The sequence below is a fragment of the Streptomyces albicerus genome, from assembly GCF_008905045.1.
Classification (GTDB): domain Bacteria; phylum Actinomycetota; class Actinomycetes; order Streptomycetales; family Streptomycetaceae; genus Streptomyces; species Streptomyces albicerus.
The window spans coordinates 1-26,489 of record NZ_VWMY01000106.1; the positions used below are offsets into that span (position 1 = coordinate 1).

Sequence of the window (26,489 nt, forward strand, 5' to 3'; positions counted from 1 at the left end):
TTGAGGAGCGGGGGTTCGGGGGCAGCGCCCCCGACGGGGTCTGGGGCGGAGCCCCAGGGGATGGGACGGGTAGGGGCGGCGGGGGCGAGAAAACGGCCATGTCAGTGCCGCGTGCCACCATCGGGTTCATGGACAAGCTGCGCCGCCTGCGTCTCGCCAAAGACGTCATGGACCGCGACTGGGCCGAGCCGGAGCTCGATCTGGATGCGGTGGCGGCGCATGCCGGGTATTCGCGGTTTCACTTCATACGGGCCTTCAAGGAGGCGTACGGGGAGACGCCCGGGCAGTATCTGACACACCGCAGGATCGACCGGGCCGAGGACCTGCTCAGGACCGCCGACCTTTCGGTGACGGAGATCTGCCACCTGGTCGGCTACACCAGCCTCGGCACGTTCTCGGCGCGATTCAAGGCATGGACCGGGCTGAACCCCAGCGAGTACCGGGCCAAGCACCTCGGGCGAGGAGCCGCACTCATACCGGGGTGCTACGCGATGCTCTGGGCCGGCGGCTTCCGGCCAGGGCCCGCTCCCGGTGCGCAGGGCGCGCAAGGCGCGCAAGGCGCGCAGGACACCGGCGGAGCCCGCAGTTCTCTAGCTCGCAGTTCCCAAGCCCGCAATTCCGGAGAAGCGGACTGAGCCGCGCGCTGCCTACCGTGGCAGGGCGGGCGGAAGTCCGCCGCCCTGACACGACTGGGACCACTCGCACACCGGGAGCACGCCATGATCAAAGGACTCGCCATCTCGACCGTCTGGGTTCTGGACCAGGACCGGGCCAAGGAGTTCTACACGGAGAAGCTCGGCCTCGAGGTGCGTACGGACATGACGATGGGCGAGGGCGGCATGCGCTGGCTCACCGTCGGCGCCCCGAGCCAGCCCGACGTCGTGCTGACCTTGATGGTGCCGGGCCCGCCGGCCATGGACCCCGAGTCCGCGGAGATGGTGAAGAAGCTCGTCGCCAAGGGCATTCTCGGCGCGGGCTCGCTGACCACCGACGACATCCGGGGGGACTACAAGAAGCTCAAGGACCGCGGGGTGGAGTTCCTGCAAGAGCCCCAGGAGCGGCCGTACGGGACGGAGGCGGTGTTCCGGGACGACTCCGGGAACTGGTTCTCGTTCACCCAGCCCCGCGAGGGCGAGCTCGACTTCGACAAGGACTGGGCCTGCTAGGTCACCGCCCCAGGCTTGCTGGGTCATTGGGGTCATTGGGATCATTGCCCCAAGCCTGCTGGGTCACCGCCCCAAAGCCCGCTGGGTCACTGTCTTCCAAGCCTGCTGGGCCACCGGCCCCAGGAAGGCGAAACCACCCGCGCCCTACACCGGCAGCATCGGATAGCTCCCTGTATTCGTCGGCGCATGCTCCGGCAGCCACAGCACGGCCACCGCTCCCTCCGCCGACACACCGTCCGGCGCCCCCGGGGGCCGTACGTTCCGGAAGGTGAGCCGTGCGCCCAGCACCCGCGCCTGCCCCGCCGCGATGGTCAGGCCAAGGCCGTGCCCGTGACCCGCACGGTCCGTGCTCCCGGTGCGGAAGCGGCTCGGCCCCTCGGCGAGCAACTCCTCGGGGAAACCGGGCCCGTGGTCGCGGACCCGGATGACCCGGCCCTCGACCGTGACCTCGATGGGCGGCTTGCCGTGCTTGGCGGCGTTGATGAGGAGGTTGATGAGGGCCCGTTCCAGTCGGCGCGGGTCGGTGGTGACCTCCGACTCGTGCACGACCCGCACGACGATCTCCGCGTCCCGCGCGGCCACCCGCCGGGTCACGAACTCGCCCAGCATGATGTCCTGCAACTCGGCCCGCTCGGACGCGCTGTCGAGACGGGCCACCTCCAGCACGTCCTCGACCAGTTGGCGCATGGCCTGCGCCCGGTCCCGTACGAGCTCCGTCGGCCGCCCCGGCGGCAGCAGTTCGGCCGCGGTGAGCAGTCCGGTCACCGGCGTACGCAGCTCGTGCGCGATGTCGGCGGTCACCCGCCGCTCGGCCTCGAGGCGCTGCTGCAGCGCGTCCGCCATCGCGTCCACGGCCCGCGCGAGGTCGTCCGTCTCGTCGCGGACGACACCGCCGATGGAGTCCCGTACCCGCACGTCCGTCTCGCCCTGCGCGACGCGCCGGGCCGCCGTGGCCGCTTTCCGCAGTCGTCGCGAGAGCTGGCCGCCGATGAGCACGCCGAGCGCGCAGCCGCCGAAGACCACCGCGATCGAGCCGATGAGCAGCGCCTCGTCGAGGTCCGTCAGCACGGTCGCGCTGCGGTCGGTGAAGCTGGTGTGCAGCGACAGGATGTGACCGTCCTTGAGCGGCACGGCGGCCCAGATGTCGGGCACCCCGTCATGACGCTCCGTCACATAGGTCGCCCGGCGCTTGGCGGTGACCTTCGCCAGCAGGTCCTTCGGCAGGGCCGGGTCGTCGATCTGGACACCGGGGAAGTTCGGCCGCCCGGACGCCTCGTAGTTCCGCTGCGCGATCTGGACGCGCTCGTCCGCCAGGTCACGCGCGTTGTCGAGCATCGACACCCGGGCGGCGTTGTGCACGACCAGGCTGAGCGCGACGGCGACCAGCGCCCCGACCGCCGCGATCGCGGCGCTGAGCTTCCACCGGAGTCCCGTACGCGGCATCAGGCGCCCAAGTCGCTCACGCCCACCGCGCCCACCGTGCGCACCGGGCTGCTCGTGCCCGTGCCCGCCCGGGTTCTGACTGCTCCCCCGCATCGTCCCGTCCGCTCCGCTCAGGCCTTCAACTTGTAGCCGAAGCCGCGGACCGTCTCGATCCGGTCCTGGCCGACCTTCGTGCGCAACCGCTGCACATGGACGTCGACGACCCGGGTGTCGCCGCCCCAGCCGTAGTCCCACACCCGCTCCAGGAGCTTGTCGCGCGACAGGACCGTACCCGGCGCGGACGAGAACTCCAGGAGCAGCCGCATCTCGGTGGGCGTCAGCGCCACCGGCGTACCGCCCCTGCGCACCTCCATGCCCTCCGTGTCGATCTCCAGTTCGCCGTCGCCGAAGGACAGCACGCCACCGCCGGAGACGGATGAGCCGCCCTCGGACTCGGCGGACCGGTGCCCGCTCGCATGCCCGAAGCGCCGCAGCACGGCACGGATGCGCGCGACCAGGACGGCCCCGTCGAAGGGCTTCGTCACGTAGTCGTCCGCGCCCGCTTCCAGGCCCAGCACGACGTCGATCGAGTCGGCGCGGGCCGACAGCATGATCACGGGCACGGTCGACTCGTCCCGGATCCGACGGCACAGCGACACACCGTCGAGCCCCGGCACCATCACGTCGAGCAGCGCGATGTCGGGCCGGTTCGCGCGGAACGCTTCGAGCCCCGACAGACCGTCGGGCATGGCGGTGACCACGAAGCCGTCGCGCTCCAGCGCGAGCTGGGTGGCCTCGCGGATGACGTCGTCGTCCTCGACGAACAGGACATGGGTCTGCTCTGCCATCCGGTGCTCTCAGTTTCTCGGTCGTTCTCGGTCAGTCGAAGTTTCTCGTCCAGTCGAATGCCAGGTCGCATACGGAGAGAGGACTCAGTTCTCGGCCGGGGCCGGCGACTCGCCGCCCACCACCTTGCTGTAGTCGGTGTGTTTACGGGCCCGCTCCGTGAAGCGGTTCACCATCCAGCGGTACGTGATCACTTCCTCGGCGGACGGATACGCCACCGAGTCGCCCTTCGCGTACACCTGCTGGGTGATGACCAGGTCGCCCCGGTCGATCTCCGCGTAGACCGGAGGCTCCTCGGACCGGAAGACATTCTTGTACGCGTCGCCGTCCTCGCGATACACGTACGAGCCGACGCCGACCGCGTCGCCACAGGTCATCACGTTGATCACGACATCGTCCGCGGATCCGCCGGTCAGGTTGCCGTACGACACGTCGACCGGGTACTCGTCGCCGACGCAGGGCTTCAGGTCGCGCTTGACCGCCGCGCTGACCTCCGGGTCGGCCTTGACGAGCCTGATCGCGTCCACGCGGTCCGGGGTCGCGGAGGGGGAGGTGGAGGGGGTGGCGGCGCCCGCGGCCACCGAGTCGGAGGCGGGGCCCTCGTCCCGGGCACCGGTGCCGCCCGTGCCGCAGGCGGACACCAAAAGGCCGAGGGCGGCGAGCACGGCCACCGCCGTGATCACCGCCTTGAGGGTCCCTTGGGCCCGCGGGTCCCCTGTGCCTAGGCCGCGCAACGCTCCCGCTCCTCACGCTTCGGCACACCCGCGCCGAGCTCGTCGAGTTCGTCGGAGGCTCGGCGCTCAAGCTCCTCGCGGAGCCGGGCGAGCGCCCGGTGCAGTGTGCTCTTGACCGTGCCGGCCGACATGCCGAGGGCGGCGGCCGTCTCCTCCGTGGACATCTGCTCCCAGTGTCGCAGTACGACGACGCTGCGCTGCTTCGGAGCCAGCACCTTCATGATGTCCATCAGCAGCGCGCGGTCCGCGTGCTGCTCGGTGGAGTCGTCCACGCTCGCGTCCGGGAGCTGCTCGGTGGGAACCTCCTCCAGCTTGCGGGCCCGCCACCACTCCGTACGCGTGTTGATCATGACGCGGCGCAGATAGGCGTCGGCGAGACGCTTGTCCGCGATGCCGTCCCAGCGGCCGTACGTCCGTACCAGCGCGGTCTGCAGGAGGTCCTGGGCGTCGATCGGGTCGGGGACCAGGCGGCGTGCGCTCCGCAGCAGCGCGTCCTGCCGGGTGCGTACGTACTCTTCGAATTCGAGCACCTCGCCATGCGCCATTCCAACCGCCTCCGTCCCCGTATCCGACCTGTGTGCTGCCGGTTGTCCGTTGCCTGCCGCACCGCTGTTCCGCGGTACGGCACTGAAGCTACGGAGCTGTTGTCACGGGGCTGTCCGAGCGAGCCTGCGGCGAGCGCTCGGCTGTCCGTCGGTTGTGTAACGGAAGTAGGGGCTGGGTAAAGCGAGATGGTGGCTCGGGCGGGTATGGGGTGGTTTGCCCGCCGGGAGTTGTTGCGGGGGACTGTTACTGAGCCCGGTGGAACCTGTGGGTCAGCTCAGCGGGAGCCGGTAGAGGCCGCCCGCGAGGGGCTCGACCAGCCCGTCGGCGACCAGGCCGTCCAGGGCGCGGGCGCGCTGCACCGGCTCGTCCCAGACCCGGTCGAGGGCCGACTGCGGGACCGGCGAGACCGCCTCGCGCAGTACGGCGAGCAGCCGCCCGCGTACCTGCCGGTCCGTGCCCGCGTACGTCTGCCCGCGCCGCGGCGGGCCCTCGTGCGCGGGCTTCCCGGCCAGCCGCCAGGCGCACTGGGCCGCGATCGGGCACCGTACGCAACTCTCGTTCTTCGCCGTGCAGATCAGCGCGCCCAGTTCCATGGACGCGGCCGCCCAGCGCGAGGCCGTGTGCTCGTCGTCGGGCAACAGGGCGCGGGCGAGCTTGCGTTCGGCGGCGGTCGTGGCGTTCGGCGGGTACTGGACACCGGTGACGGCCCGTGCGAACACGCGGCGCACGTTCGTGTCGAGGACGGCGTGCCGTTGCCCGTACGCGAAGGAGGCCACCGCGGCCGCCGTGTACTCGCCGATGCCGGGCAGCGCGAGCAACTGCGCGTGCTCCGTGGGTACGTCGCCGCCGTGCCGCTCCGTTATGGCGACCGCCGCGCCGTGCAGCCGCAGCGCACGCCGGGGGTAGCCGAGCCGGCCCCAGGCCCGGACGGCCTCGCCCGGCGCGTCCGCGGCGAGGTCGGCAGGCCGCGGCCAGCGGGCGAGCCACTGCTCGTACACCGGCAGCACCCGGCTCACCGGCGTCTGCTGCAGCATGAACTCGCTGACCATCACCCCCCACGGTCCCGCGTCGGCCCGCCGCCACGGCAGGTCGCGCGCGTTCTCCTCGAACCAGTCGATGACGGGGGCGTGCAGATCGTCGGCGGGGGCGCCGAGCGGGTCGGCCTGGACACGGGATGGGGGCTTCGTGGGCGCAGTCATGGCACTGCCGATCCTGCCACGGCCTCCGGCGGTTTGGCGGGGGGTGGCGTTGTGTTGCGGTGTGTATCTCGGTGCGGGGTGGTGAGGGCTGGTCGCGCAGTTCCCCGCGCCCCTTATACGTGGGCTCGCGTTGTGTGCTCAGTGCGGGATTGTGGGGGCTGAGCGCGCCCACGCGGCGGAGCCGCATAGTGTCACGGCCCCGCGCCCCGTACGGGGCGTGCAGCGCTGGGATCGTGAACGCGGTCACAGACTGTGTACGGGAGGCCCTCCCCCCGTCACGTGCTGCGATCGCCGGATGTCCGAGCTGACCCAGGACAGGAGTCGACGTCGTGTCGTCCGGAATGATGATCCGGAAAAGTTGAGGTTTAGCGCGGCGGGTGGGGCCAGTGAACTCCCGGATCTCTCGTACAGTTTGCGCCGTGGGATCTCTGCGCAATCCGGTCGGGCCGCTTCCCTCCTCCATCTACTGGCGACGGAGGGCCGTTCTGCTGTCCATGCTCGCCGTGTTGGCGCTGCTGATCGCCTGGGTGGTCACCGCTGGCGACGGGAACGGCAACAAGAACAACGCCGACGGGGCCAACGGCAAGAACCCCACCGCCTCGATCACGCCCGGCCCCTCCGGCTCCGAGCCCGCGATCAGCGAAGCTCCGGGCGGGCGCGACGAGTCGAACGGCGGAAGTGACGGCGGTTCCGGGGAGTCGGGTGGCTCGGCGGGCTCCGGCGGCTCGGGCGGGTCCACCTCCGGGGGCTCCGGTTCCGCGGGGTCCGGTTCCGGCGGCGGACTGGACGACGGCAAGGGCGGCGGTGGCTCCGGGGACACGCTCCCGGCCGGGTCCAGCGTGCCCGACTGCACCGCTGAAGCCGTGAAGTTGACGCTGCGCAGCGTCCGTAACGAGTACGCGCCCGACGAGAAGCCCACCTTCGAACTGACTGCCAGGAACTCCTCCGCCAGCGACTGCAAACTCGATCTCGGCCCGAAGAACGCCGTCCTGACGATCACTCAGGCAGTCAGCGACGACGAGATCTGGTCCTCGGCCGACTGCCCGACGAGCGCCGCCAGCATCTTCTTCCGCATCCCGGCGAACGACCGGGTAACCCGAACCATCGACTGGAACCGCAAGGCCAGCGCCCCCCAGTGCGCCACGCCTCCGGCGATCTCAGCAACCCCGGGCACCTACCTGGTAGAGGCCAAGGCCCCGGGACTGACAAAGACCCAGGGGTCGTTCGTCCTGAAAAAGGACTAGCCGCCCACAAACACGGCCCACGGAGGCGCCCCGTAAGGGGCGCGGGGCTGTGACACCATGCGGCTCCGCCGCGTGGGCGCACTCAGCCCCCACAATCCCGCACTCAGGACACAAGGCGACCCCAGTCAAGGGGCGCGGGGAACGGCGCGCTCAGCCCCCACAATCCCGCACTGAGCACACAACGCGAGCCCACGAATCAGGGGCGCGGGGAACTGCGCGATCAGCCCCCACCCACCCGCACTCAAAACACAACGCAACGCACCGCAACGCCCCCGCCAAACCGCCGGAGGCTACACGTAGCGCTCGAGAATCGAAGACTCCGCCAACCGCGAAAGCCCCTCCCGCACACTACGAGCCCGAGCCTCGCCAACCCCATCCACGGTCTGCAGATCATCCACGCTGGCAGCGAGCAACTTCTGCAACCCACCGAAGTGCTCAACGAGCCGATCGATAATGGCCCCCGGCAACCGCGGCACCTTGGCCAGCAGCCGGTACCCGCGGGGCGACACCGCCGAGTCGAGCGCCTCGGGCGAACCCGTGTAGCCCAACGCCCGTGCCACCGTGGACAGTTCGAGCAGCTCCGCGTGGGTGAGCCCTTCGAGCTCGGAGAGCGCCGCGTCGACCGTGCGGGAGCGCTTGGCGGTCGGCTCGGGCACGTAGTCCCGCACGACGAGCTCACGCTCGGGCTCGACCCCGGCGATCAACTCCTCCAGCTGGAGGGAGAGCAGGCGCCCGTCGGTGCCCAACTCCACCACGTACCCGGCGATCTCCGTGGCGATCAGGCGCACCATCTCCAGACGCTGCGCCACCGCCGAGACGTCCCGCACGGTGACCAGGTCCTCGATCTCCAACGCGGACAGCGTGCCCGCGACCTCGTCGAGGCGGAGCTTGTACCGCTCCAGCGTGGCCAGCGCCTGGTTGGCGCGGGAGAGGATCGCGGCCGAGTCCTCGAGCACCCGCCGCTGCCCGTCCACGTACAGCGCGATCAGGCGCATGGACTGGGAGACGGAGACGACGGGGAAGCCGACCTGCTTGCTCACCCGGTCCGCCGTGCGGTGACGCGTGCCCGTCTCCTCGGTCGGGATCGTCGGGTCGGGGACCAGCTGCACGCCGGCCCGCAGGATCTTGGTGATGTCCTTGTCGACGATGATGCCGCCGTCGAGCTTGCACAGCTCACGCAGCCGGGTCGCCGTGAACTCGACGTCCAGGACGAAGCCGCCCGTGCACATCGACTCCACGGTCTTGTCCCAGCCGAGCACGATGAGCCCGCCGGTGTTGCCGCGGAGGATTCGCTCAAGGCCGTCACGGAGACCCGTGCCGGGTGCCACGGCGCTCAGTGAGGCGCGCATCAGCCCATCGGCACCGGAGCTCCCACCGGACTTTCCGGGAGCTGCTGCCCGGTCGTTGGCTGCCACTGCACTCCTCCGGTCGCAGGTGTCTGGGGGTGCCCTCGGTTCGTACGGACGGGCGAGACCTGGGCAAAGTCTACCGGCGCTCTTCCTCGTCCCGTGGGGCCTCTCGCCTACGCGACCTCGGGAGGACCCGCAGTGCGTCCCCCATGTCGGCCACTTCCAGGACCTTCATACCGGGAGGGATCTTGCCCGGATCGCCCGGAACGAGGGCGTGCGTGAAGCCCAGGCGGTGGGCTTCGGCGAGCCTGCGCTGGACGCCCGTGACCCGTCTGACCTCGCCCGCGAGGCCCACTTCGCCGATCGCGACGAGGTTCTTGGGGAGCGGGGTGTCGCTCGCGGCGCTGGCCAGCGCGAGCGCGATCGCGAGGTCCGCGGCGGGCTCCGAGAGCTTCACGCCGCCCACCGTCGCGGTGTAGATGTCCCGCTTTCCGAGGGCACTGATCCGGCCACGCTGCTCGAGAACGGCCAGCATCATCTGGACGCGGGAGGTCTCCAGCCCCGATGTCGTACGCCTCGGGGTGGGGATCTGGGTGTCCACGGTGAGCGCCTGGACCTCGGCCACCAGGGGGCGGCGGCCTTCGAGAGTGACGGTCAGACAGGTGCCGGGAACGGGCTCGGCGCGGCGGGTGAGGAACAGGCCGCTCGGGTCGGCCAGGCCCGTGATGCCCTCGTCGTGCAGCTCGAAGCAGCCGACCTCGTCCGTCGTCCCGTAACGGTTCTTGACGCCGCGTACGAGACGCAGGCGCGCGTGCCGGTCACCCTCGAAGCTCAGGACGACGTCCACGAGGTGCTCGAGGAGGCGGGGGCCCGCGATGGCGCCGTCCTTGGTGACATGGCCCACAAGGAGTGTGGACATGCCGCGCTCCTTGGAGGCGCGGATCAGGGCGCCGGCCACCTCGCGGACCTGGGACATGCCTCCGGGGGCGCCGTCGATCTCCGGAGACGCCACCGTCTGTACGGAGTCGAGGACGAGGAGGGACGGCTTCACGGCGTCCAAGTGGCCCAGGACCGCGGCCAGATCGGTCTCAGCCGCCAGATACAGATGGTCGTCGATCGCCTTGATGCGGTCGGCGCGCAGGCGGACCTGGCTGGCCGACTCCTCACCCGTGATGTAGAGGGTGCGGTGCTCGTCGCTCGCCGCCTTCGCCGCCACGTCCAGCAGCAGGGTGGACTTGCCGACGCCCGGCTCGCCCGCCACGAGCACGACCGCACCCGGCACCAGGCCGCCGCCGAGCACGCGGTCCAGCTCGGTCACGCCGGTCGAGCGGGCGGTCGCCTGCCGGCCGTCGACCTGGCCGATGGGCAGCGCGGACGTGGTGACCCGGCCGGGGGCTGTCGTACGCACCGCGGGCGTGCCGTACTCGTCGATCGTCCCCCACGCCTGGCACTCGGGGCAGCGGCCGAGCCACTTGGCCGTCTGCCAGCCGCACTCGGTGCAGCGGTAGGACGGCCGGTCCTTCGCGGTCTTCGTACGGGCAGCCATGACACGAACCGTAACCGCCACGACTGACAGCGCGGCGCCGGGCCGGTCGGCGCCCGGCACCGATAACAGGGCACCCCTCACAAACCGGTCGTGGTCCGGCAGGGACACGCCACGGAATCCAGGGTTCCTGTCCCCTTATGAGGGATCGTTTCACCCGTATGGATTAAATGAGCGCAAGCAGGAAGAAGGGGCCACCACCTGGCCCCTACGGTCGCACGGGTGATGAGCAGCAGTCCGGAGACCTCGACCCGCACCACCGGCGCACACAGGGCGCACCGTGAGGCGCGCGACCGGGCGGCCGCGCGCACACTGGCGCAGTGCCCACCCCCGCGCTACGAGCCGTACCTGGACGGCCTGTTCACCTACTGCCTGTCCGTGCTCTGCGACCATGACGCGGCGACCGCCGCCCTCGGTGACGTCCTCGCGCTCGCCGAGCGCCGCGGCCGGCGCGGCTCGGAGGCCCCCGACGACCGCAGGGCCTGGTTGTACGCCCTCGCCCGCTGGTCCTGCCTGCGCAAGCTCGCCGAGGCCAAGCAGAAACGTCATGGCACGCATGCGTCCGGCCGCTCCGGGGGCGCGCATGCCTCTGGCCGGACTCAGGACGGGCACACGGACAGCCGCTCCCAGCGCCCGCGGGCAGAAGCCCAGTCCCCGGGAACCCAAGCCGCCGCCCATCGCACCGCCGCCGCGACCACCGACCGCACCGGCGACCCGACCGCGGACCGCACCGGCGACCGGGCCGCCGACGCCCTCGCCGCCGCCGAAGAGGACCGTCGCCGTCGCGAACTCGCCCTGCTGGCCTGGCCGGAGGCCGCCGGTACGACGCCCGAGCAGCGGGAGGCGCTCGAACTCGCCGTACGGCACCAGCTCGCCGCCCACGAGGTCGCAGCCGTCATCGGCATGGACCTGGCCGCGGCCCGCGAACTCCTCGCGACGGCCGCCTGCGAGGTCGAGCGCACGCGCGCGGCCCTCGCCGTCGTCGAGACCGGTACCTGCCCGGGAGTCACCCGGCTCACCGGCGACAACCACCTGGTGCTCAGCACGGCCCTGCGCCGCGAACTGGTCCGGCACGTCGACGACTGCCCACGCTGCCGCCGCACCGCCGAGCGCGCGGTGCCCGGCTCCTGGCCCGGCACCAGCGTCACGCCCGCCGCGCTGCCCGTACTCGAAGCACCGCGCGCGGCCCTCCACAAGGCGATGACACACGTCCCACGCGCGCGGGGCGGTGGTCCGCGCTTCGACCGGCGCGGTTTCCCGATGGACCCCAAGGACCACGCGGCCCGCCGCGACCGCCTGCGCGCGCGTGCCGTCACGACCACGGTCGTCGCCACCGTCGTGGCGGCCCCCGTGCTCGCCCTGTGGGCGGCCTATCGCGGCGCGCCCCTCACCGGCGAGGGCGTGGACGGCCGCCCGGTCACGGCGAACGAGGCGCAGGATCCCGGCGCGCTCGGCGGCGAGGCGCCCGGCTACGAGAACGCCGGCAACGCCAGCACCAGGCCGGACCCCCGCTTCACCCCGGGCAGCGGCTCGCCCGACGTCTCCGTGGAAGTCGTCAGCGTGGCCTCGGGCCGGCAGAAAAGCGGCCTCTCCGTAGGGGCCGATTCCAGCGGTGACACGACGCTGGTCACCCTCAGGGCGTCGGGGAGTTCGGCGGTCCACTGGTCCGCGCACACCGGGGCCTCCTGGCTCTACCTGAGCCAGTCGTCGGGGGTGCTGGAGCCGGGGGAGTCGATGACGATCAAGGTGTACGTCGATCATCTGCGTGAGCCGAACGGGCCCTGGAGCGCGAGCGTGTCGGTCGCACCCGCGGGGGCGGTGGTCACGATCGACGGGTACGGGACGGCCGGGCCGAGCCCGACGCATCCCGGGCCGCGGCCGGATCCGCCGTCGCCGTCCGGTCCCGGTCCCGGTCCGACCGATCCGGGGCCAGGGCCCGACCCGGAGCCCACGCCGACGCCGAGCGATCCGACGCCTTCGGACCCCGGTCCGGAGCCGACGCCCAGTGACTCGGCTCCGTCCGACCCTGAGCCGGAACCGCCACCGGGTTCCTCCGGAGGTTCGACCCCGACTCCGTCTCCCAGTGACAGTGGCGCCCCGAGTCCGTCGGGGAGCTGAGCGCTCCGCGCGGGCCGGGTTTTCGTCTGCGGATCGTGGGGGCTGGTCGCGCCCACGCGGCGGAGCCGCATATCGATACAGCCCCGCGCCCCTTACGGGGCTTCGACCGGGTCCGCCGGATGTGGGGCCACCAGCGGCAGCTGCGAAGCGAGGCGCGCCTCGCAGAGTTCGGTCAGGCGGTCGTATCCCGCCTTGCCCATCAGCTCGATGAGCTCCGGGCGGTACGAGACGTACACCGGGTCGCCCGCGCCGTGCGCCGAGGTCGCCGACGTGCACCACCAGTGCAGGTCGTGCCCGCCCGGGCCCCAGCCGCGGCGGTCGTACTCGCCGATCGAGACCTGCAGTACGCGGGTGTCGTCGGGCCGGTCGATCCACTCGTACGTCCGCCGGACCGGCAGCTGCCAGCAGACGTCCGGCTTGGTCTCCAAGGGCTCGCGGCCCTCCTTGACGGCCAGGATGTGCAGCGAGCAGCCCGCGCCGCCCGCGAAGCCGGGGCGGTTCTGGAAGATGCACGAGCCCTGGTACGGACGGGTCTGGCGGTCGCCGTCCTCGTCCTCCGAGACCCAGCCGGTCTCCGTCCCCACGTCATGGTGCTGCCAGACCTCCGGCGTGAGCCTCGCCACATGCTCGGCGACGCGCTTCTCGTCGTCATCGTCCGAGAAGTGGGCGCCCAGCGTGCAGCACCCGTCGTCCGCGCGGCCCGCCTGGATGCCCTGGCAGCCGCTTCCGAAGATGCAGTTCCAGCGAGAGGTCAGCCATGTCAGATCGCAGCGGAAGACCTGCTCGTCGTCGGCCGGATCCGGGAACTCCACCCACGCGCGCGCAAAGTCGAGCCCCTTCTCGTCGCCCTGCTCCGGGGGTTTCGGGGACTTCTTGGACTTGGCAGCCTTCGCCTGCGAAGAACCCTTTGCGGAACCCGTCGCGGCAGAACCCTTGGTGGATTTGTCGTTCTTCGCCTTTTTCGTCTTTGGCACGAGTCCAGGGTAAGCGGCCGGGATCCCATCCGGGGACGGCCAGGCGGCCCGCTCGCAGTAGCGTTCCGTACATGAGACTCGGTGTCCTCGACGTGGGTTCGAACACGGTGCATCTGCTGGTGGTGGATGCACACCCTGGCGCGCGCCCGTTGCCCGCGCATTCACACAAGGCGGAGCTGCGGCTCGCCCAACTCCTCGACGGCAGTGGCGCGATCGATTCCGAAGGGGTCGACAAACTGATCGCCGTCGTCCAGGAGGCGCTGGACGCCGCCGAGGACAAGGGCGTCGAGGACCTGCTGCCGTTCGCGACCTCCGCGGTGCGCGAGGCGAGCAACGCCGACGACGTACTGGCCCGGGTGCGCGCCGAGACCGGCGTCGAGCTCCAGGTCCTCACCGGCGCCGAGGAGGCCCGGCTGACCTTCCTCGCCGCCCGCCGCTGGTTCGGCTGGTCGGCGGGGAAGCTGCTCGTCCTCGACATCGGCGGCGGCTCCCTGGAGATCGCGTACGGCATCGACGAGGAGCCCGACGCGGCGGCGTCGCTGCCGCTGGGCGCGGGCCGGCTGACCGCGGGCTGGCTGCCGAACGACCCCGCGGACCCGGCGGACATCAGGGCCCTGCGCCGCCATGTCCGGGCCCAGATCGCCCGTACGGTCGGGGAGTTCAGCCGCTTCGGCACCCCCGACCACGTGGTCGCCACCTCCAAGACCTTCAGGCAGCTCGCCCGGATCGCGGGCGCCGCACGCTCGGCCGACGGCCTGTACGTCCAGCGCGAACTCAAGCGCCGCTCCCTGGAGGACTGGGTCCCCCGCCTCGGCTCCATGACCGCCGCCGAACGCGCCGAGCTCCCCGGCGTCTCCGAGGGCCGCGCCGGCCAGCTCCTGGCAGGCGCCATCGTCGCCGAGGGAGCCATGGACCTCTTCGGAGTGGAAACCCTCGAAATCTGCCCCTGGGCCCTGAGAGAGGGCGTGATCCTCCGCCGCCTGGACCAGATGGCGTCGACGTAAGGCTCGCCGAGGGGCCCGCGAGGGCCCCGAAAGGGGCGCGGGGCTGTGTCGACATGCGGCTCCGCCGCGTGGGCGCGACAAGCCACACACAACCCGCACCCGCCCACGGCGACCCTCCCCAACGGCGAATAGTCACGCCGGCAACCACTCCGGCCAACCCCGCGCCCAACCGCCGGAGGCACCCCGTAACCTGTCCTCGTGGCAGAACCAGTCGTGCGCATCCCGGATGCGAAGGTCGCGTTGTCCACGGCCTCCGTGTACCCGGAGTCGACGGCGACGGCCTTCGAGATCGCCGCGCGCCTCGGGTACGACGGCATCGAGGTCATGGTGTGGACCGACCCGGTCAGCCAGGACATCGAGGCCCTGCGCCGCCTCAGCGACTACCACCAGATCCCGATCCTCGCTGTCCACGCCCCCTGCCTGCTGATCACCCAGCGCGTCTGGTCCACCGACCCGTGGACCAAGCTCCAGCGCTCCCAGGCGGCAGCCGAGAAGCTCGGGGCGAGCACGGTCGTCGTACACCCCCCGTTCCGCTGGCAGCGCCAGTACGCGCGCGATTTCGTCACCGGGATCTGGCGGATGGCGAACGAGACGGACGTACGGTTCGCCGTCGAAAACATGTACCCCTGGCGCTACCGCGACCGCGAGATGCTGGCGTACGCCCCCGACTGGGACGTCACGAAGGACGACTACCGGCACTTCACGATCGACCTGAGCCACACCTCGACGGCCCGCACGGACGCGATCCAGATGATCGACCGCATGGGCGACCGCCTGGGCCACGTCCACCTCGCCGACGGCAACGGCTCCAACAAGGACGAGCACCTCGTCCCCGGCCGCGGCACGCAACCCTGCGCCGAGCTGCTCGAACGGCTCGCCCTGTCCGGCTTCGACGGTCACGTCGTCATCGAGGTCAACACCCGCCGGGCCATGTCCAGCGCCGAGCGCGAGGCCGACCTGGCGGAGGCCCTCGCCTTCACCCGGCTCCACCTGGCCTCGGCCGTCCGGGTCCCGGGCTCATGACCAGCGCCGCCCCGCGCCGCCGGGGACGCCCCTCCCGTACGGACTCCGCGGACGCCCCCGCCGCCCGGGACCGGATCCTGGCGGCGGCCCGCGAGGAGTTCTCCGAGCGGGGCTACGAGAAGACGTCGGTGCGTGGCATCGCCAAGGCCGCGGGCGTGGACTCGGCGCTGGTGCACCACTACTTCGGTACCAAGGAGCAGGTCTTCGAGGCGTCCATCGAGGTTGCCTTCGGCCCCGTCCTGAACGCCCCCGGATCGATCGCGGAAGGCCCCCTCGACGGCGTCGGCGAGCGGCTGGCCCGCTTCTTCTTCGGGGTCTGGGAGAACCCGGCGACGCGTACGCCACTGCTCGCGATCGTTCGCTCCGCCATGAACAACGAGGCCGCGGCGGCCGTCTTCCGCCGCCTCATCTCCAGCCAGGTGCTGCGCCGCGTCGCCAAGCAGCTCGACCTCCCGGACGCGGAGCTGCGCGCCGAGCTCGCGGCCGCCCAGCTCGTCGGGGTCGCGCTGCTGCGCTACGTGATCAAGGTGGAGCCGCTGGCGTCCGCGGACCCGGAGGAGATCATCGCGCGGGTCGCACCGGTGGTGCAGGGGCACCTGACAAACCCCTGAGGTCAGGCGCCCCAAAGGGGCGCGGGGCTGTGACATTTGCGGCTCCGCCGCGATGGGGGTCCCCCCGCTCGAGCGAAGCCGAGAGTGGGGGAGCGATCAGCCACTCACGACCCGCAGTCGACAACCGAGACAGCCATCCCGCATCCCGGACCAGCTGTCCGGATCCTGGCCCACCGGCGTACGCTCGACAGAGTCAAAAACTCTCCGAAGGAGCGAGCGACGATGCCCGAGCTGAGGTCCCGCACAGTCACCCACGGCCGCAACATGGCGGGCGCACGCGCCCTTATGCGCGCCTCCGGTGTACCGGGCGCGGACATCGGCCGCAAGCCGATCATCGCGGTCGCCAACAGCTTCACCGAGTTCGTGCCGGGCCACACCCACCTCCAGCCGGTCGGCCGGATCGTGAGCGAGGCCATCACGGCCGCCGGCGGCATCCCGCGCGAGTTCAACACCATCGCCGTCGACGACGGCATCGCGATGGGCCACGGCGGAATGCTGTACTCCCTGCCGTCCCGCGACCTGATCGCGGACAGCGTGGAGTACATGGTGGAGGCCCACTGCGCCGACGCCCTGATCTGCATCTCGAACTGCGACAAGATCACCCCGGGCATGCTGATGGCGGCCCTGCGCCTGAACATCCCGACGGTCTTCGTCTCCGGCGGCCCCATGGAGTCCGGCCGCGCCACCCTGGTCGACGGCACGGTCCGTACGCTCGACCTGGTCGACGCGATCTCCGACGCCGTGAACGACAAGATCTCGGACGAGGACATCCTCCGTATCGAGGAGAACGCCTGTCCGACCTGCGGCAGCTGCTCCGGCATGTTCACGGCCAACTCGATGAACTGCCTGACGGAGGCCATCGGCCTCTCGCTCCCCGGCAACGGCTCGGTCCTCGCCACGCACACCGCCCGCAAGGCGCTGTACGAGGACGCGGGGCGCACGGTCATGGACATCACCCGCCGCTACTACGAGCAGGACGACGAGTCGGTCCTGCCCCGTAACGTCGCCACCCTCGCGGCCTTCGAGAACGCCATGGCCCTCGACATCGCCATGGGCGGCTCGACCAACACGATCCTGCACCTGCTGGCCGCCGCCCAGGAGGCGGAGGTCCCCTTCGGCCTGGACGAGATCAACGCGGTCTCGCGCCGTGTGCCCTGCCTGGCCAAGGTCGCCCCGAACGTCGCGAAGGACCGCACGTACTACATGGAGGACGTGCACCGGGCCGGCGGCATCCCGGCCCTCCTCGGCGAACTGCACCGCGCGGGCCTCCTGAACGAGGACGTGCACTCGGTGCACAGCCCGTCCCTGTCGGACTGGCTGAAGACGTGGGACGTCCGGGCGGGCTCCCCGTCCCCCGAGGCGATCGAGCTGTGGCACGCGGCCCCCGGCTGCGTCCGCTCCGCCGAGGCCTTCTCCCAGTCCGAGCGCTGGGAGGCCCTCGACGAGGACGCCGAGAACGGCTGCATCCGCTCGGCGGAGCACGCGTACTCCAAGGACGGCGGCCTGGCGGTCCTCAAGGGCAACCTCGCCGTCGACGGCTGCGTCGTGAAGACGGCCGGCGTGGACGAGTCGATCTGGACCTTCGAGGGCCCGGCGGTCGTCTGCGAGTCCCAGGAGGAGGCGGTCGACAAGATCCTCAAGAAGCAGATCACGCACGGCGACGTCGTCGTCATCCGCTACGAGGGCCCCAAGGGCGGCCCCGGCATGCAGGAGATGCTCTACCCGACGTCGTTCCTGAAGGGCCGCGGCCTCGGCAAGACCTGCGCCCTGATCACCGACGGCCGCTTCTCCGGTGGCACGTCCGGCCTGTCCATCGGCCACGCCTCCCCGGAGGCGGCCTCCGGCGGCACGATCGCCCTGGTCCAGGACGGCGACCGCATCCGCATCGACATCCCGAACCGCGCCATCGAGCTCCTCGTCTCCGACGAGGAGCTGGCGACCCGCCGCGAGGCCCTGAACGGCGTGTACGCCCCGGCCGCCCGCGACCGCAAGGTCTCGGCCGCCCTCCGCGCCTACGCGGCGATGGCGACCAGCGCGGACAAGGGCGCGGTCCGAGACGTCTCAAAACTCGGCTGACCGCGCACCACCACAGTGACGTGGGCCCGCCCGGTCCTCACCACCGGGCGGGTTCGCCGTTTCCGGGCCTGCCTCTGAGGGTCGGGCGTCGCCATGTGGCGCCAGGCGCAACGAGTCGGCCCGGCGCCGAGCGCTACCAGTCGGCGGGCTTACGGGCGTCCACCGCGAAGACGCTGCCGTCGGGTGCGCTTGCGTAGATCCGGTCACCCACAACCACGGGTGCGGGCAGCTCGGCCACGACACCCCCGGTCCCGCCGGTGAGCCGGGGAGGCGTCTGGCCCACGAGCGTGCCGGTACGGGCGTCGGTCGCGAGCAGGCGGCCGTCGGGGGTCGTGACGTACACGTTCCGCTCGTCGGCGGTCGGCTGCGACCCCCTGCTGACCGAGGTCTCGAACCGCCACCGCTGCTTTCCGGCTTCGACGTCCACCGCCACCAGCGCCCCTCCTGCGGCCAGTAAATAGACCGACTCGTCGTGCAGGGAGGCCGTGGCGGACAGGAGGGGAAGGTCGAGGGGGATCCGCCGCTCCCCACCGCTGCCGGGCGTGTAGCCGACGATGCTCTCCGTCTCCGCGTAGGCGTTCTGCGCGGTGAACCAGAGGGTGCCCTTCCAGGTCCCGACAGGGGTGAGTACCCCGTTGAGCCGGTGGCGCCACCGCACATCCCCGGTCCGCGGATCCACCGCGATCACCTGCGTGCTCGCGTCGTCCGACGTCGGCGTCGTCGCGTACACGAGGTCACCGCCGAAGTACGCGAGGGAGGGCAGGCTCCGGCCGGTCACGCGATCGCGCCACAGCCGCTCGCCGGTCGCACCGTCGACACCGGTGATCGTGCCGTCGGGCGAGGTCAGCAGAACGGTGTCGCTCGTGTGCTGCACACCGCCTGTGTACGCCGCGATGTCCAGCGTCCAGCGGGTCTTGCCCGTACGGGGATCGAGCGCGAGAAGCTGCTTGCCGTCAGGAGTGACGGTGTGCAGCAGTCCACCCGATATGACAGGCGCCGCCGTGGGGACGTCCTCCGTGACCTTCGCCTTCCGCGTCCACAGCACCTTGCCGTCACGCGGGTCGACGGAGGCCGCGAGCACACCGGGACCGGCACAACGCAGGGCTCCGCTCCCGTACATGCACTGAGGCATGCCGTCCGGATCCGTGTCCACCTTCGTGACCCACGGGCGGAACGCGTCGGCGTCGGCGCGACGCTCGGAGCCGGATGCGGAGTCCGAGCGGCTGGTGGAGCCGTCGTCGCCGGTCGGCAGGCCGAAGACGAGCACACCGCCGACCGCGAGCACGGCGGCGACCCCGACGGCGACGGCGAGGAGGACACGGCGACGGAAGCGCGAGGGACGCTCTGCCGTCGCGCCTCTTTCATGCTCGCCGTTCTTGCCGTTGCCGCCGTCGCCGTCGCCGTCGCCGTCGCCGGAACCTGATGCCGCTCGCCGCCCGCGGCGTACGTGAGTCGCACTCTCGCGGGACTCTGCTTCCGGCTCCTGTGTGCGCTGCGCGGGGATGAACGCCTGCGTGTCGTAGAGGGAGGAGACGAGCCGTAGTTCAGCCATGAGCTCGTCGGGCGTCGGCCGTTCGTCCGGCTCCTTGGCGAGGCAGCGGGCGATCAGGGGTGCCAGATCATCGGGCACACCCGTCAAGTCCGGTTCGTCATGCACGACTTGATAGGCGACGACGTACGGGCTGTCGGAGTCGAAGGGGCCACGCCCCGTCGCCGCGTGCACCAGCACCGACCCGAGCGCGAAGACGTCGGCGGCCGGGCCCACCTCACGCGGACGGCGGAACTGCTCGGGGGCCATGAAGGGCGGGGTGCCGATCAACTTGCCGGTCTCCGTGCGGAGTTCGCTGTCAGATGGCCGGGAGATGCCGAAGTCGATGACCTTGGGGCCGTCCTCGGCGAGCAGGACATTGCTCGGTTTGAGATCGCGGTGCACGACACCGGCACGATGGATGTCCCGTAACGCCTCGGCCAGGCCGGCCATCACCTGACGCAGCTGTGCGGACGACAGCGAACCGTTCCGCTTCACATGCTCCGCGAGCGTCAGTCCTGGTATGAACAGCGTGGCCATCCAAGGCCGTTCCGCCTCGGGGTCGGCGTCCACGACCGGTGCGGTGAAGGCACCGCTGACCCGCCGAGCGGCCGCCACCTCCTGCCGGAAACGTCCCCTGAACTCGGGATCCCTGGCGAACTCGGCATGGATGACCTTCACCGCGAGCCGCAGCCCCGAGGTCGAGCGCGCCAGGTGCACGACACCCATGCCGCCCGAGCCGAGGCGTGACTCAAGGCGGTACTGCCCCGCGTACTCGGGAAGTTCCGCTTCGGCACCGGATCCGGCGCTGCGTCGTGGCGGCATGGTCACCCCCGTGGTGTCGTACGCACGCGCGACGCACGGAGCCTAGTCGATTGTTCGTACGGGACCGATGCGGCTTGCTAGCCTCCGCGTGCACAAAGACATGAAAGTCAACGGGGGAGGCCCATATGGCTGTTGAAGAGATGGAAGGCGCGGACGAGAGAGCGGAGACGACCGCGACCGCGGCGCAGAGGCTCTACCCGATCGCACCCGGCTACTCCGTGAACGTCCGCAGCGGCCCCGGCACCCACTACCGCCTGGTCCGCACGCTGCCCCCAGGCTCCAGGGTCCCGATCTTCTGCCAGCGCCCGGGCGAGTCGATCAGTGGCCCCTACGGGACGACGAACATCTGGGACAACATCAAGGTCGGCGAGTACGTGTCCGACGCCTTCGTGAACACGGGCAGCGACGGGTACGTGGCACCGCGCTGCGCCTGAACCATGCGGGGCACGAGATCCAAGAGGGGACATATAGATGAGGTTCGGTAAGGGCAGAGGAACGCTGATCGCCGGTGCGGCGGCTGGGGCCTTCCTCATGGTCATGGGTTCGCCCACGACCGCGAGCGCGGCGGCCACGTACCCGATCGCACCCGGCTACACCGTGAACGTCCGCAGCGGCCCGGGCACCGGGTACTCCATAGTCCGCACCCTGCCCGTGGGCTCCAGGGTCACGATCCACTGCCAGCGCCCGGGAGAGACGGTCAGCGGGCCCTACGGCACGACGAACCTCTGGGACAACATCGCCAACGGCCAGTACGTTTCGGACGCGTACGTGAACACGGGCAGCGACGGGTATGTGGCACCGCGCTGCGCCTGAGCGCCCCGGCTCAGCCTGAACCTCGAGGCTGAGCCTGATCTGTCTCCCTGGGTCCGCAATCAGGGAGACGCCCAGCACGAGAGTCGCCCCGGCCCGCAGGCACCCCGCCCACGGGCCGGGGCGATAATCGAGCCGTGAGCGACGAACCCGGCACCCCCGCAGGCCCCTGCCCCGAACCGATCCGCTTCTTCGGAACGACCTGGGTGAACCATGACGGCGGCTACGCGGCCCGTCGCGCGGGCGTGGCCGCCGGCTCGCTCGCGGCGGCCGTGCTGAGCTGCCTGGTCCTGCGGTTCGCGTACGAGGGACTGGAGATCGCGGCCGTCGGCGGCTTCGTCACCCTCCTCGTCGTCGTGATGTTCGCGACCTGCAGCGCGATCGCCTTCCGCCGCACCTGGGAGGGTTTCACCAAGCGCCCGGACCCCGACACCCAGGCGTCCCTCCGCGGCCTCCTGACCATCGGCTTCATCGGCGCCCTCCTGGCCTACTTCGCCCGCTCCCTCACCGAGGCCCCCGGCGAGAAACTCCACCGCCAGGAGTACGAGGCGGCCCGCATCCAGCACGACCGCCGCACCTCACGCCGCACAAAAAACCCATCACGCAAACGCCGCCCCCACTGACCAAGGGCCCGGCCGGACACTTCTAAGCCTGGTCCCGCACTTTCAAGTCCGGTCCCCACCTTCGAGCCGGGTCCCGCGCCATTCAGCCCGGACCTGCACCTTCGAGGCCCGGTACCGCGCCGTCCACCCGGCCCCTCCTTCGAGCCGGGTCCCGCACCCGTCCAGCCGGTCCCGCACTGCTTTCTGGTCGCCCTCCGCCCCTGACCCCGCGGCGCCCCCGCCCGCGTGATCCACCAACTGCACCCCTGCCCACGCCTCGCCCTGCCCTGCCCGGGCTTCGCCCGGCACTGCCCGCAGGGTTGCCCGCCCGCCGTTCCCATGTCCCATCCTCATCCCCATCCGCCCATCCGAACCCCCTCAAGAGCCGCCCAGGCTTGACGCCTCCACCCCGCAGGAGCATTATTCATCACATGATGAATTACTCTTCCGGTCCACCCACCACCACGCAGGAGCACCCCACGGCCCCAGCGGTCCACGCCGCCGAACTCACCGTCGTCCGCGGCCCCCGCCAAGTCCTCCGCGGGCTGGACTTCGACGTCCCCCGCGGTCAGATCACCGGCCTGCTCGGACCCTCGGGATGTGGCAAGTCCACCCTGATGAGGGCGATCGTCGGCACGCAGGCCAAGGTCACCGGCACCCTGGACGTCCTCGGCCTGCCCGCGGGCCACGCCACACTCCGCTCCCGCATCGGCTACGTCACCCAAGCCCCCTCCGTCTATGACGACCTGACAGTCCGCCAGAACCTGGACTACTTCGCCGCGATCCTCGACCCCGGCCGCACCGCCGCCGAGCGACGCCACGAGAACGTCACCCACACCATCGCCGACGTGGACCTCACCTCCCACGCCGACGCCCTCGCGGGCAACCTCTCCGGTGGCCAGCGCAGCCGCGTCTCCCTCGCCGTCGCACTCCTCGGCACCCCGGAGCTCCTGGTCCTGGACGAACCCACGGTCGGCCTCGACCCCGTACTCCGCCGCGATCTGTGGAACCTCTTCCACACCATCGCCGCCGACCGGGGCGCCACCCTCCTCGTCTCCTCCCACGTCATGGACGAGGCCGAGCGCTGCCACCGCCTGCTCCTGATGCGCGAGGGCGAGATCCTCGCCGACGACACGCCGGACGCCCTGCGCACCCAGACCGGCGCCGACACCGTCGAGGCCGCCTTCCTCCACCTGGTCGACGAGGCGATCGCGGCCGGCAACCAGCCCCGCAAGGAGTCCGTCCGATGAGCACGAACACGACCACCAGCCCGCGTACGAGCACGACCACGCTTCCGAAGCCGAGCGCGATCAACTACGCCCGCACCACCGCCACCGCGACCCGGGTCCTGCGCCAGCTCCGCCACGACCCGCGCACGATCGCGCTGATGATCTTCATCCCGTGCGTGATGCTCTTCCTGCTCCGCTACGTCTTCGACGGCAGCCCGCGCACCTTCGACTCCATCGGCGCCTCACTGCTCGGCATCTTCCCCTTGATCACGATGTTCCTGGTGACCTCCATCGCCACCCTCCGCGAACGCACCTCCGGCACTCTGGAACGCCTCCTCGCCATGCCCCTCGGCAAGGCCGACCTCATCGCCGGCTACGCCCTCGCATTCGGCGCGCTCGCCATCGTCCAGTCGGCTCTCGCCACCGGTCTCGCCGTCTGGTTCCTGGGTCTGGACGTCACGGGCTCGGCTTGGCTCCTCCTTCTCGTGGCCCTCCTCGACGCCCTGCTGGGCACGGCCCTCGGCCTCTTCGTCTCGGCCTTCGCGTCCTCGGAATTCCAGGCCGTCCAGTTCATGCCGGCCGTGATCTTCCCCCAGCTCCTCCTCTGCGGCCTCTTCACCCCGCGCCCCAACATGCACCCCGTACTCGAAGGCATCTCCAACGTCCTCCCCATGTCGTACGCCGTCGACGGCATGAACGAAGTCCTCAAGCACACCGACGTCACCGCCAACTTCGTCCGCGACGCCCTGATCGTCGCGGCCTGCGCCCTCCTCGTCCTGACCCTCGGTGCGGCAACCCTCCGCCGCCGCACCGCGTAACACCGCAGCACCGCACAAACCCCGAGCAGCCCTCGGCCCGCCCCCGCACCGCCGCCCTATGGCAGCCAAACCGCGTCCCGCCCAGCGGACACCGCAGCCCACTCCGCACCCCCGGTGCGAGGATGGGCCTTGGACGACGCACCCCCGGAGGGCAACCGAACATGACCCAGAAAGTCGCAGTGCTCGGCACCGGCAAGATCGGCGAGGCCCTGCTCAGCGGAATGATCCGAGCCGGCTGGGCCCCCGCAGACCTCCTGGTCACGGCCCGCCGCCCCGAGCGCGCCAAGGAACTCCAGGAGCGCTACGGCGTCACCCCGGTCACCAACCCCGAGGCGGCCAAGACCGCCGACACCCTGATCCTCACGGTCAAGCCGCAGGACATGGGCACCCTCATGGATGAACTCGCCCCGCACGTCCCCGCCGACCGCCTGGTCATCAGCGGCGCCGCGGGCATCCCCACCTCCTTCTTCGAGGAGCGCTTCGCTCAGAACACTCCCGTCGTCCGTGTCATGACGAACACCCCCGCCCTCGTCGACGAGGCCATGTCCGTCATCTCCGCCGGCAGCCACGCCACCGCCGAGCACCTCGCCCACGCCGAGGAGATCTTCGGCGCGGTCGGCAAGACCCTCCGCGTCCCCGAGTCCCAGCAGGACGCCTGCACCGCCCTCTCCGGCTCGGGACCGGCGTACTTCTTCTACCTGGTCGAGGCCATGACCGACGCGGGCATCCTGCTCGGCCTGCCCCGCGACAAGGCCCACGACCTCATCGTCCAGTCCGCGATCGGCGCCGCCGTGATGCTCCGCGACAGCGGCGAGCACCCCGTGAAGCTCCGCGAGAACGTCACGTCCCCCGCGGGCACCACGATCAACGCCATCCGTGAACTCGAGAACCACGGCGTACGAGCCGCCCTCATCGCCGCCCTCGAGGCAGCCCGCGACCGCAGCCGCGAACTGGCCTCCGGCAACAGCTGAGCGCTTCGCTGGATCTCCGGTGCGTCGTCTGCGGGAGCATCGTGGCTGGTCGCGCCCGCGCGGCGGAGCCGCATATCGATACAGCCCCGCGCCCCTTCAGGGCGCTGCCGTACCGCACCGGACTTCATCGAGACCGCTTTGAGGACACGCAGGACGACAACAGCCGCAGCTCAACACCTAGAAGGCGTGGGGCCGTGCCCGCACCCCTGGCCCCACCGCTCTTCACCGCTATTCAGCCCGCCGGCAGCAACCCGATCGCCCGGTACGCCGTGTCCACCCTGGGCCTCGCCATCTCCCTGGCCTTTTCCGCACCCTCCCGCAACACCCCCTCCACGTACGCAGGATCCGCGCACAACTCCTTGTGCCTCTGCTGTACGGGCCTGAGGAGCTCCACCACGGCCTCGGCGGTGTCCTTCTTCAAAGATCCGTACGACTCATATACACCGGCCAGGCCTTCCGGGTTCCCACCTTCGCAAGCCGCGAGGATCTCCAGCAGATTCGAGACCCCGGGCCGGCCGTCACGGTCGTACGCCACGTCCCGCCCGCTGTCGGTCACGGCCCGCATGACCTTCTTCCGGATCACCTCCGGCTCGTCGAGCAGATAGACGATCCCGGGCCCCGCGTCGTCGGACTTCCCCATCTTCGACGTCGGCTCCTGAAGGTTCATGACCCGAGCCGCCACTTCCGGGCGCGTGGCACGCGGCACCACGAAGGTATGCCCGTACCGCTGGTTGAACCGCACCGCCAGATCCCGCGTCAGTTCCACATGCTGCGTCTGGTCGTCACCCACCGGCACCTCATCGGTCCCGTACGCCAGGATGTCCGCCGCCATCAGCACGGGATACGTCAGCAGCGACAGCCGCACGCTCCCGCCCCGCGCCCGCTCGGCGGCCGCCTTCTCCTTGTACTGGATCATCCGCCGCATCTCGCCGTCCGTGGCAACGCACTCGAGCAGATACGACAGCCGCGCGTGCTCATCCACATGACTCTGTACGAAGACGGTGCACAGCTTCGGATCGAGCCCGGCGGCCAGCAGCAGCGTGGCCGCCTGCCGACTCAGCCTGCGCACCCGCCCTGGATCGTGGTCCACGGTCAGCGCATGCAGATCGACGATGCAGAACAACGCGTCGGCCTCGTGCTGATCGACCCCGCTCCAGCGCCGCATCGCCCCCAGGTAGTTCCCCAACGTCAGATGCCCGGTCGGCTTGACCCCGCTGAAGACCCGCTTCATTCCTCTACCTCCTGGTCGAGGCCGCCACCACCGCCGGCCGACTCTCCAGGAGGGAGATACGAGAACGGCCGCCGATGCGGCGGCCGTTGAGTACACGCGTATGTACGGCCGCCCTCAGGCGGCCCACCACAGTTGGGTGCACGCGTGCGTAGTCATGGGTCCGAGGGTACGCCTCCCGGGTGGCTCCTGGCTTCAAGTTGACACGCCCCTGCCCGGTACGTAGTGTGCTCCGAGTTGTCCGACGTGAGCGCCAACTCCGGTTGGTCCCCGGACAGCCATTCCGCAGCAAGCACACAACGATCGACGATCCGTCGTCGGCTCGTTTTCATGCGCGTTTGCGAAATGAGGAATCCGCGTTCGAAAGGACGCGACCCCGATTAGCTCGGGGGCCGGGATTCCGCTAAAGTCTCACTCGTCGGAACGGCCCAACAGCCGGGAAGACAACCCGCTCTGACCGGGAATCAGGCCCGAAAGGATCTGATAGAGTCGGAGCCGCCGGAAAGGGAAACGCGAAAGCGGAAACCTGGAAAGTGCCGAGGAAATCGGATCGGGAAACGGTCTGATAGAGTCGGAAACGCAAGACCGAAGGGAAGCGCCCGGAGGAAAGCCGCGAGAGAGTC

The 26,489-nt window shown here is 70.7% G+C and carries 24 protein-coding genes; 14 read left to right on the top strand and 10 right to left on the bottom strand.

Going from position 1 to position 26,489, the window contains the following annotated elements; translation table 11 throughout:
- The first annotated feature begins 128 nt into the window (after window positions 1-128).
- Both GAS53_RS49905 and GAS53_RS49910 read left to right on the top strand, forming a co-directional pair.
- Window positions 129-635: a helix-turn-helix transcriptional regulator gene (locus GAS53_RS49905; protein ID WP_151484490.1), complete on the top strand. Its 507-nt coding sequence runs from the start codon at window positions 129-131 to the stop codon at window positions 633-635.
- A gap of 84 nt (window positions 636-719) precedes the next feature.
- Window positions 720-1,166 carry a VOC family protein gene (locus GAS53_RS49910; protein WP_151484456.1) on the top strand — a complete coding sequence of 149 codons (447 nt, stop codon included), beginning with the start codon at window positions 720-722 and terminating at the stop codon, window positions 1,164-1,166.
- 144 nt (window positions 1,167-1,310) lie between these two features.
- Here GAS53_RS49910 and cseC read toward each other — a convergent pair whose 3' ends face one another.
- From cseC to GAS53_RS49935, 5 genes are all read right to left on the bottom strand, one after another.
- Window positions 1,311-2,702, bottom strand: coding sequence for a two-component system sensor histidine kinase CseC (gene cseC, locus GAS53_RS49915; RefSeq protein ID WP_151484458.1), 1,392 nt, complete (start codon window positions 2,700-2,702; stop codon window positions 1,311-1,313).
- Window positions 2,703-2,719: 17 nt separating this feature from the next.
- Window positions 2,720-3,436 carry a two-component system response regulator CseB gene (gene cseB / locus GAS53_RS49920; RefSeq protein ID WP_151484460.1) on the bottom strand — a complete coding sequence of 239 codons (717 nt, stop codon included), beginning with the start codon at window positions 3,434-3,436 and terminating at the stop codon, window positions 2,720-2,722.
- A gap of 84 nt (window positions 3,437-3,520) precedes the next feature.
- Window positions 3,521-4,168, bottom strand: coding sequence for a hypothetical protein (locus GAS53_RS49925; RefSeq protein ID WP_151484462.1), 648 nt, complete (start codon window positions 4,166-4,168; stop codon window positions 3,521-3,523).
- A complete protein-coding gene (locus tag GAS53_RS49930; RefSeq protein WP_151484463.1) occupies window positions 4,156-4,713 on the bottom strand; it encodes a SigE family RNA polymerase sigma factor in 558 nt (185 codons plus the stop codon). Before GAS53_RS49930 ends, GAS53_RS49925 begins: the two co-directional genes overlap by 13 nt.
- Window positions 4,714-4,983: 270 nt before the next feature.
- On the bottom strand, window positions 4,984-5,913 hold the full coding sequence (locus GAS53_RS49935) for an HhH-GPD family protein (RefSeq protein ID WP_151484464.1): 930 nt from the start codon (window positions 5,911-5,913) through the stop codon (window positions 4,984-4,986).
- A gap of 419 nt (window positions 5,914-6,332) precedes the next feature.
- Between GAS53_RS49935 and GAS53_RS49940 the strand changes: the two genes are divergently transcribed.
- A complete protein-coding gene (locus GAS53_RS49940; RefSeq protein WP_151484466.1) occupies window positions 6,333-7,157 on the top strand; it encodes a hypothetical protein in 825 nt (274 codons plus the stop codon).
- Between the two features lie 290 nt (window positions 7,158-7,447).
- On the opposite strand, the gene disA is transcribed toward GAS53_RS49940, so the two are convergent.
- Window positions 7,448-8,572, bottom strand: coding sequence for a DNA integrity scanning diadenylate cyclase DisA (gene disA, locus GAS53_RS49945; protein ID WP_151484467.1), 1,125 nt, complete (start codon window positions 8,570-8,572; stop codon window positions 7,448-7,450).
- A 70-nt stretch (window positions 8,573-8,642) separates the two neighbouring features.
- Window positions 8,643-10,052 (bottom strand): DNA repair protein RadA, encoded by a 1,410-nt coding sequence (gene radA / locus GAS53_RS49950; protein ID WP_151484469.1) that lies wholly within the window; start codon window positions 10,050-10,052, stop codon window positions 8,643-8,645.
- A gap of 219 nt (window positions 10,053-10,271) precedes the next feature.
- Here radA and GAS53_RS49955 point away from each other — a divergent pair, with 219 nt between their 5' ends.
- Window positions 10,272-12,167 (top strand): BACON domain-containing protein, encoded by a 1,896-nt coding sequence (locus GAS53_RS49955; protein WP_450165274.1) that lies wholly within the window; start codon window positions 10,272-10,274, stop codon window positions 12,165-12,167.
- A 92-nt stretch (window positions 12,168-12,259) separates the two neighbouring features.
- Here GAS53_RS49955 and GAS53_RS49960 read toward each other — a convergent pair whose 3' ends face one another.
- On the bottom strand, window positions 12,260-13,141 hold the full coding sequence (locus GAS53_RS49960; protein WP_151484472.1) for a hypothetical protein: 882 nt from the start codon (window positions 13,139-13,141) through the stop codon (window positions 12,260-12,262).
- Window positions 13,142-13,212: 71 nt separating this feature from the next.
- On the opposite strand from GAS53_RS49960, the gene GAS53_RS49965 reads away from it, so the two are divergent.
- The 4 genes from GAS53_RS49965 to ilvD all read left to right on the top strand — a co-directional run bounded on the left by GAS53_RS49965 (window position 13,213) and on the right by ilvD (window position 17,855).
- Window positions 13,213-14,145: a Ppx/GppA phosphatase family protein gene (locus GAS53_RS49965; protein ID WP_151484473.1), complete on the top strand. Its 933-nt coding sequence runs from the start codon at window positions 13,213-13,215 to the stop codon at window positions 14,143-14,145.
- Window positions 14,146-14,343: 198 nt separating this feature from the next.
- Window positions 14,344-15,168, top strand: coding sequence for a sugar phosphate isomerase/epimerase family protein (locus GAS53_RS49970; RefSeq protein WP_151484475.1), 825 nt, complete (start codon window positions 14,344-14,346; stop codon window positions 15,166-15,168).
- Entirely contained in the window at window positions 15,165-15,779 is a 615-nt protein-coding gene (locus GAS53_RS49975) for a TetR/AcrR family transcriptional regulator (RefSeq protein ID WP_151484476.1), read from the top strand. The genes GAS53_RS49970 and GAS53_RS49975 overlap by 4 nt, the downstream gene beginning before the upstream one ends.
- Before the next feature lie 222 nt (window positions 15,780-16,001).
- On the top strand, window positions 16,002-17,855 hold the full coding sequence (ilvD, locus tag GAS53_RS49980; RefSeq protein ID WP_151484477.1) for a dihydroxy-acid dehydratase: 1,854 nt from the start codon (window positions 16,002-16,004) through the stop codon (window positions 17,853-17,855).
- A gap of 133 nt (window positions 17,856-17,988) precedes the next feature.
- Here ilvD and GAS53_RS49985 read toward each other — a convergent pair whose 3' ends face one another.
- A complete protein-coding gene (locus GAS53_RS49985) occupies window positions 17,989-20,208 on the bottom strand; it encodes a serine/threonine-protein kinase (protein ID WP_151484479.1) in 2,220 nt (739 codons plus the stop codon).
- A gap of 125 nt (window positions 20,209-20,333) precedes the next feature.
- Here GAS53_RS49985 and GAS53_RS49990 point away from each other — a divergent pair, with 125 nt between their 5' ends.
- The 6 genes from GAS53_RS49990 (at window position 20,334) to proC (ending at window position 24,638) form a co-directional block, all read left to right on the top strand.
- The gene (locus GAS53_RS49990) at window positions 20,334-20,642 is read left to right on the top strand and encodes an SH3 domain-containing protein (RefSeq protein ID WP_225859609.1); all 309 of its coding nucleotides are present in this window, start codon (window positions 20,334-20,336) and stop codon (window positions 20,640-20,642) included.
- A gap of 97 nt (window positions 20,643-20,739) precedes the next feature.
- On the top strand, window positions 20,740-21,021 hold the full coding sequence (locus GAS53_RS49995; protein WP_151484493.1) for an SH3 domain-containing protein: 282 nt from the start codon (window positions 20,740-20,742) through the stop codon (window positions 21,019-21,021).
- A 134-nt stretch (window positions 21,022-21,155) separates the two neighbouring features.
- Window positions 21,156-21,641 carry an EamA/RhaT family transporter gene (locus GAS53_RS50000; protein WP_151484481.1) on the top strand — a complete coding sequence of 162 codons (486 nt, stop codon included), beginning with the start codon at window positions 21,156-21,158 and terminating at the stop codon, window positions 21,639-21,641.
- A gap of 410 nt (window positions 21,642-22,051) precedes the next feature.
- Window positions 22,052-22,870, top strand: a complete 819-nt coding sequence (locus GAS53_RS50005) for an ABC transporter ATP-binding protein (RefSeq protein ID WP_151484483.1) — start codon at window positions 22,052-22,054, stop codon at window positions 22,868-22,870.
- Window positions 22,867-23,667, top strand: coding sequence for an ABC transporter permease (locus GAS53_RS50010; protein ID WP_151484484.1), 801 nt, complete (start codon window positions 22,867-22,869; stop codon window positions 23,665-23,667). Before GAS53_RS50005 ends, GAS53_RS50010 begins: the two co-directional genes overlap by 4 nt.
- A gap of 161 nt (window positions 23,668-23,828) precedes the next feature.
- Complete coding sequence (proC, locus tag GAS53_RS50015; RefSeq protein ID WP_151484486.1) at window positions 23,829-24,638, top strand: pyrroline-5-carboxylate reductase; 810 nt, start codon at window positions 23,829-23,831, stop codon at window positions 24,636-24,638.
- 232 nt (window positions 24,639-24,870) lie between these two features.
- Here proC and trpS read toward each other — a convergent pair whose 3' ends face one another.
- Complete coding sequence (trpS, locus tag GAS53_RS50020; protein ID WP_151484488.1) at window positions 24,871-25,869, bottom strand: tryptophan--tRNA ligase; 999 nt, start codon at window positions 25,867-25,869, stop codon at window positions 24,871-24,873.
- Window positions 25,870-26,489 lie beyond the last annotated feature (620 nt).

Coding starts and splice junctions, on each gene's coding strand:
- GAS53_RS49905 (WP_151484490.1), top strand. CDS start 129: ATGGACAAGCTGCGCCGCCTGCGTCTCGCCAAAGACGTCATGGACCGC.
- GAS53_RS49910 (WP_151484456.1), top strand. CDS start 720: ATGATCAAAGGACTCGCCATCTCGACCGTCTGGGTTCTGGACCAGGAC.
- cseC (WP_151484458.1), bottom strand. CDS start 2,702: ATGCGGGGGAGCAGTCAGAACCCGGGCGGGCACGGGCACGAGCAGCCC.
- cseB (WP_151484460.1), bottom strand. CDS start 3,436: ATGGCAGAGCAGACCCATGTCCTGTTCGTCGAGGACGACGACGTCATC.
- GAS53_RS49930 (WP_151484463.1), bottom strand. CDS start 4,713: ATGGCGCATGGCGAGGTGCTCGAATTCGAAGAGTACGTACGCACCCGG.
- GAS53_RS49935 (WP_151484464.1), bottom strand. CDS start 5,913: ATGACTGCGCCCACGAAGCCCCCATCCCGTGTCCAGGCCGACCCGCTC.
- radA (WP_151484469.1), bottom strand. CDS start 10,052: ATGGCTGCCCGTACGAAGACCGCGAAGGACCGGCCGTCCTACCGCTGC.
- GAS53_RS49965 (WP_151484473.1), top strand. CDS start 13,213: ATGAGACTCGGTGTCCTCGACGTGGGTTCGAACACGGTGCATCTGCTG.
- GAS53_RS49975 (WP_151484476.1), top strand. CDS start 15,165: ATGACCAGCGCCGCCCCGCGCCGCCGGGGACGCCCCTCCCGTACGGAC.
- ilvD (WP_151484477.1), top strand. CDS start 16,002: ATGCCCGAGCTGAGGTCCCGCACAGTCACCCACGGCCGCAACATGGCG.
- GAS53_RS49985 (WP_151484479.1), bottom strand. CDS start 20,208: ATGCCGCCACGACGCAGCGCCGGATCCGGTGCCGAAGCGGAACTTCCC.
- GAS53_RS49990 (WP_225859609.1), top strand. CDS start 20,334: ATGGCTGTTGAAGAGATGGAAGGCGCGGACGAGAGAGCGGAGACGACC.
- GAS53_RS49995 (WP_151484493.1), top strand. CDS start 20,740: ATGGTCATGGGTTCGCCCACGACCGCGAGCGCGGCGGCCACGTACCCG.
- GAS53_RS50005 (WP_151484483.1), top strand. CDS start 22,052: ATGATGAATTACTCTTCCGGTCCACCCACCACCACGCAGGAGCACCCC.
- GAS53_RS50010 (WP_151484484.1), top strand. CDS start 22,867: ATGAGCACGAACACGACCACCAGCCCGCGTACGAGCACGACCACGCTT.
- proC (WP_151484486.1), top strand. CDS start 23,829: ATGACCCAGAAAGTCGCAGTGCTCGGCACCGGCAAGATCGGCGAGGCC.
- trpS (WP_151484488.1), bottom strand. CDS start 25,869: ATGAAGCGGGTCTTCAGCGGGGTCAAGCCGACCGGGCATCTGACGTTG.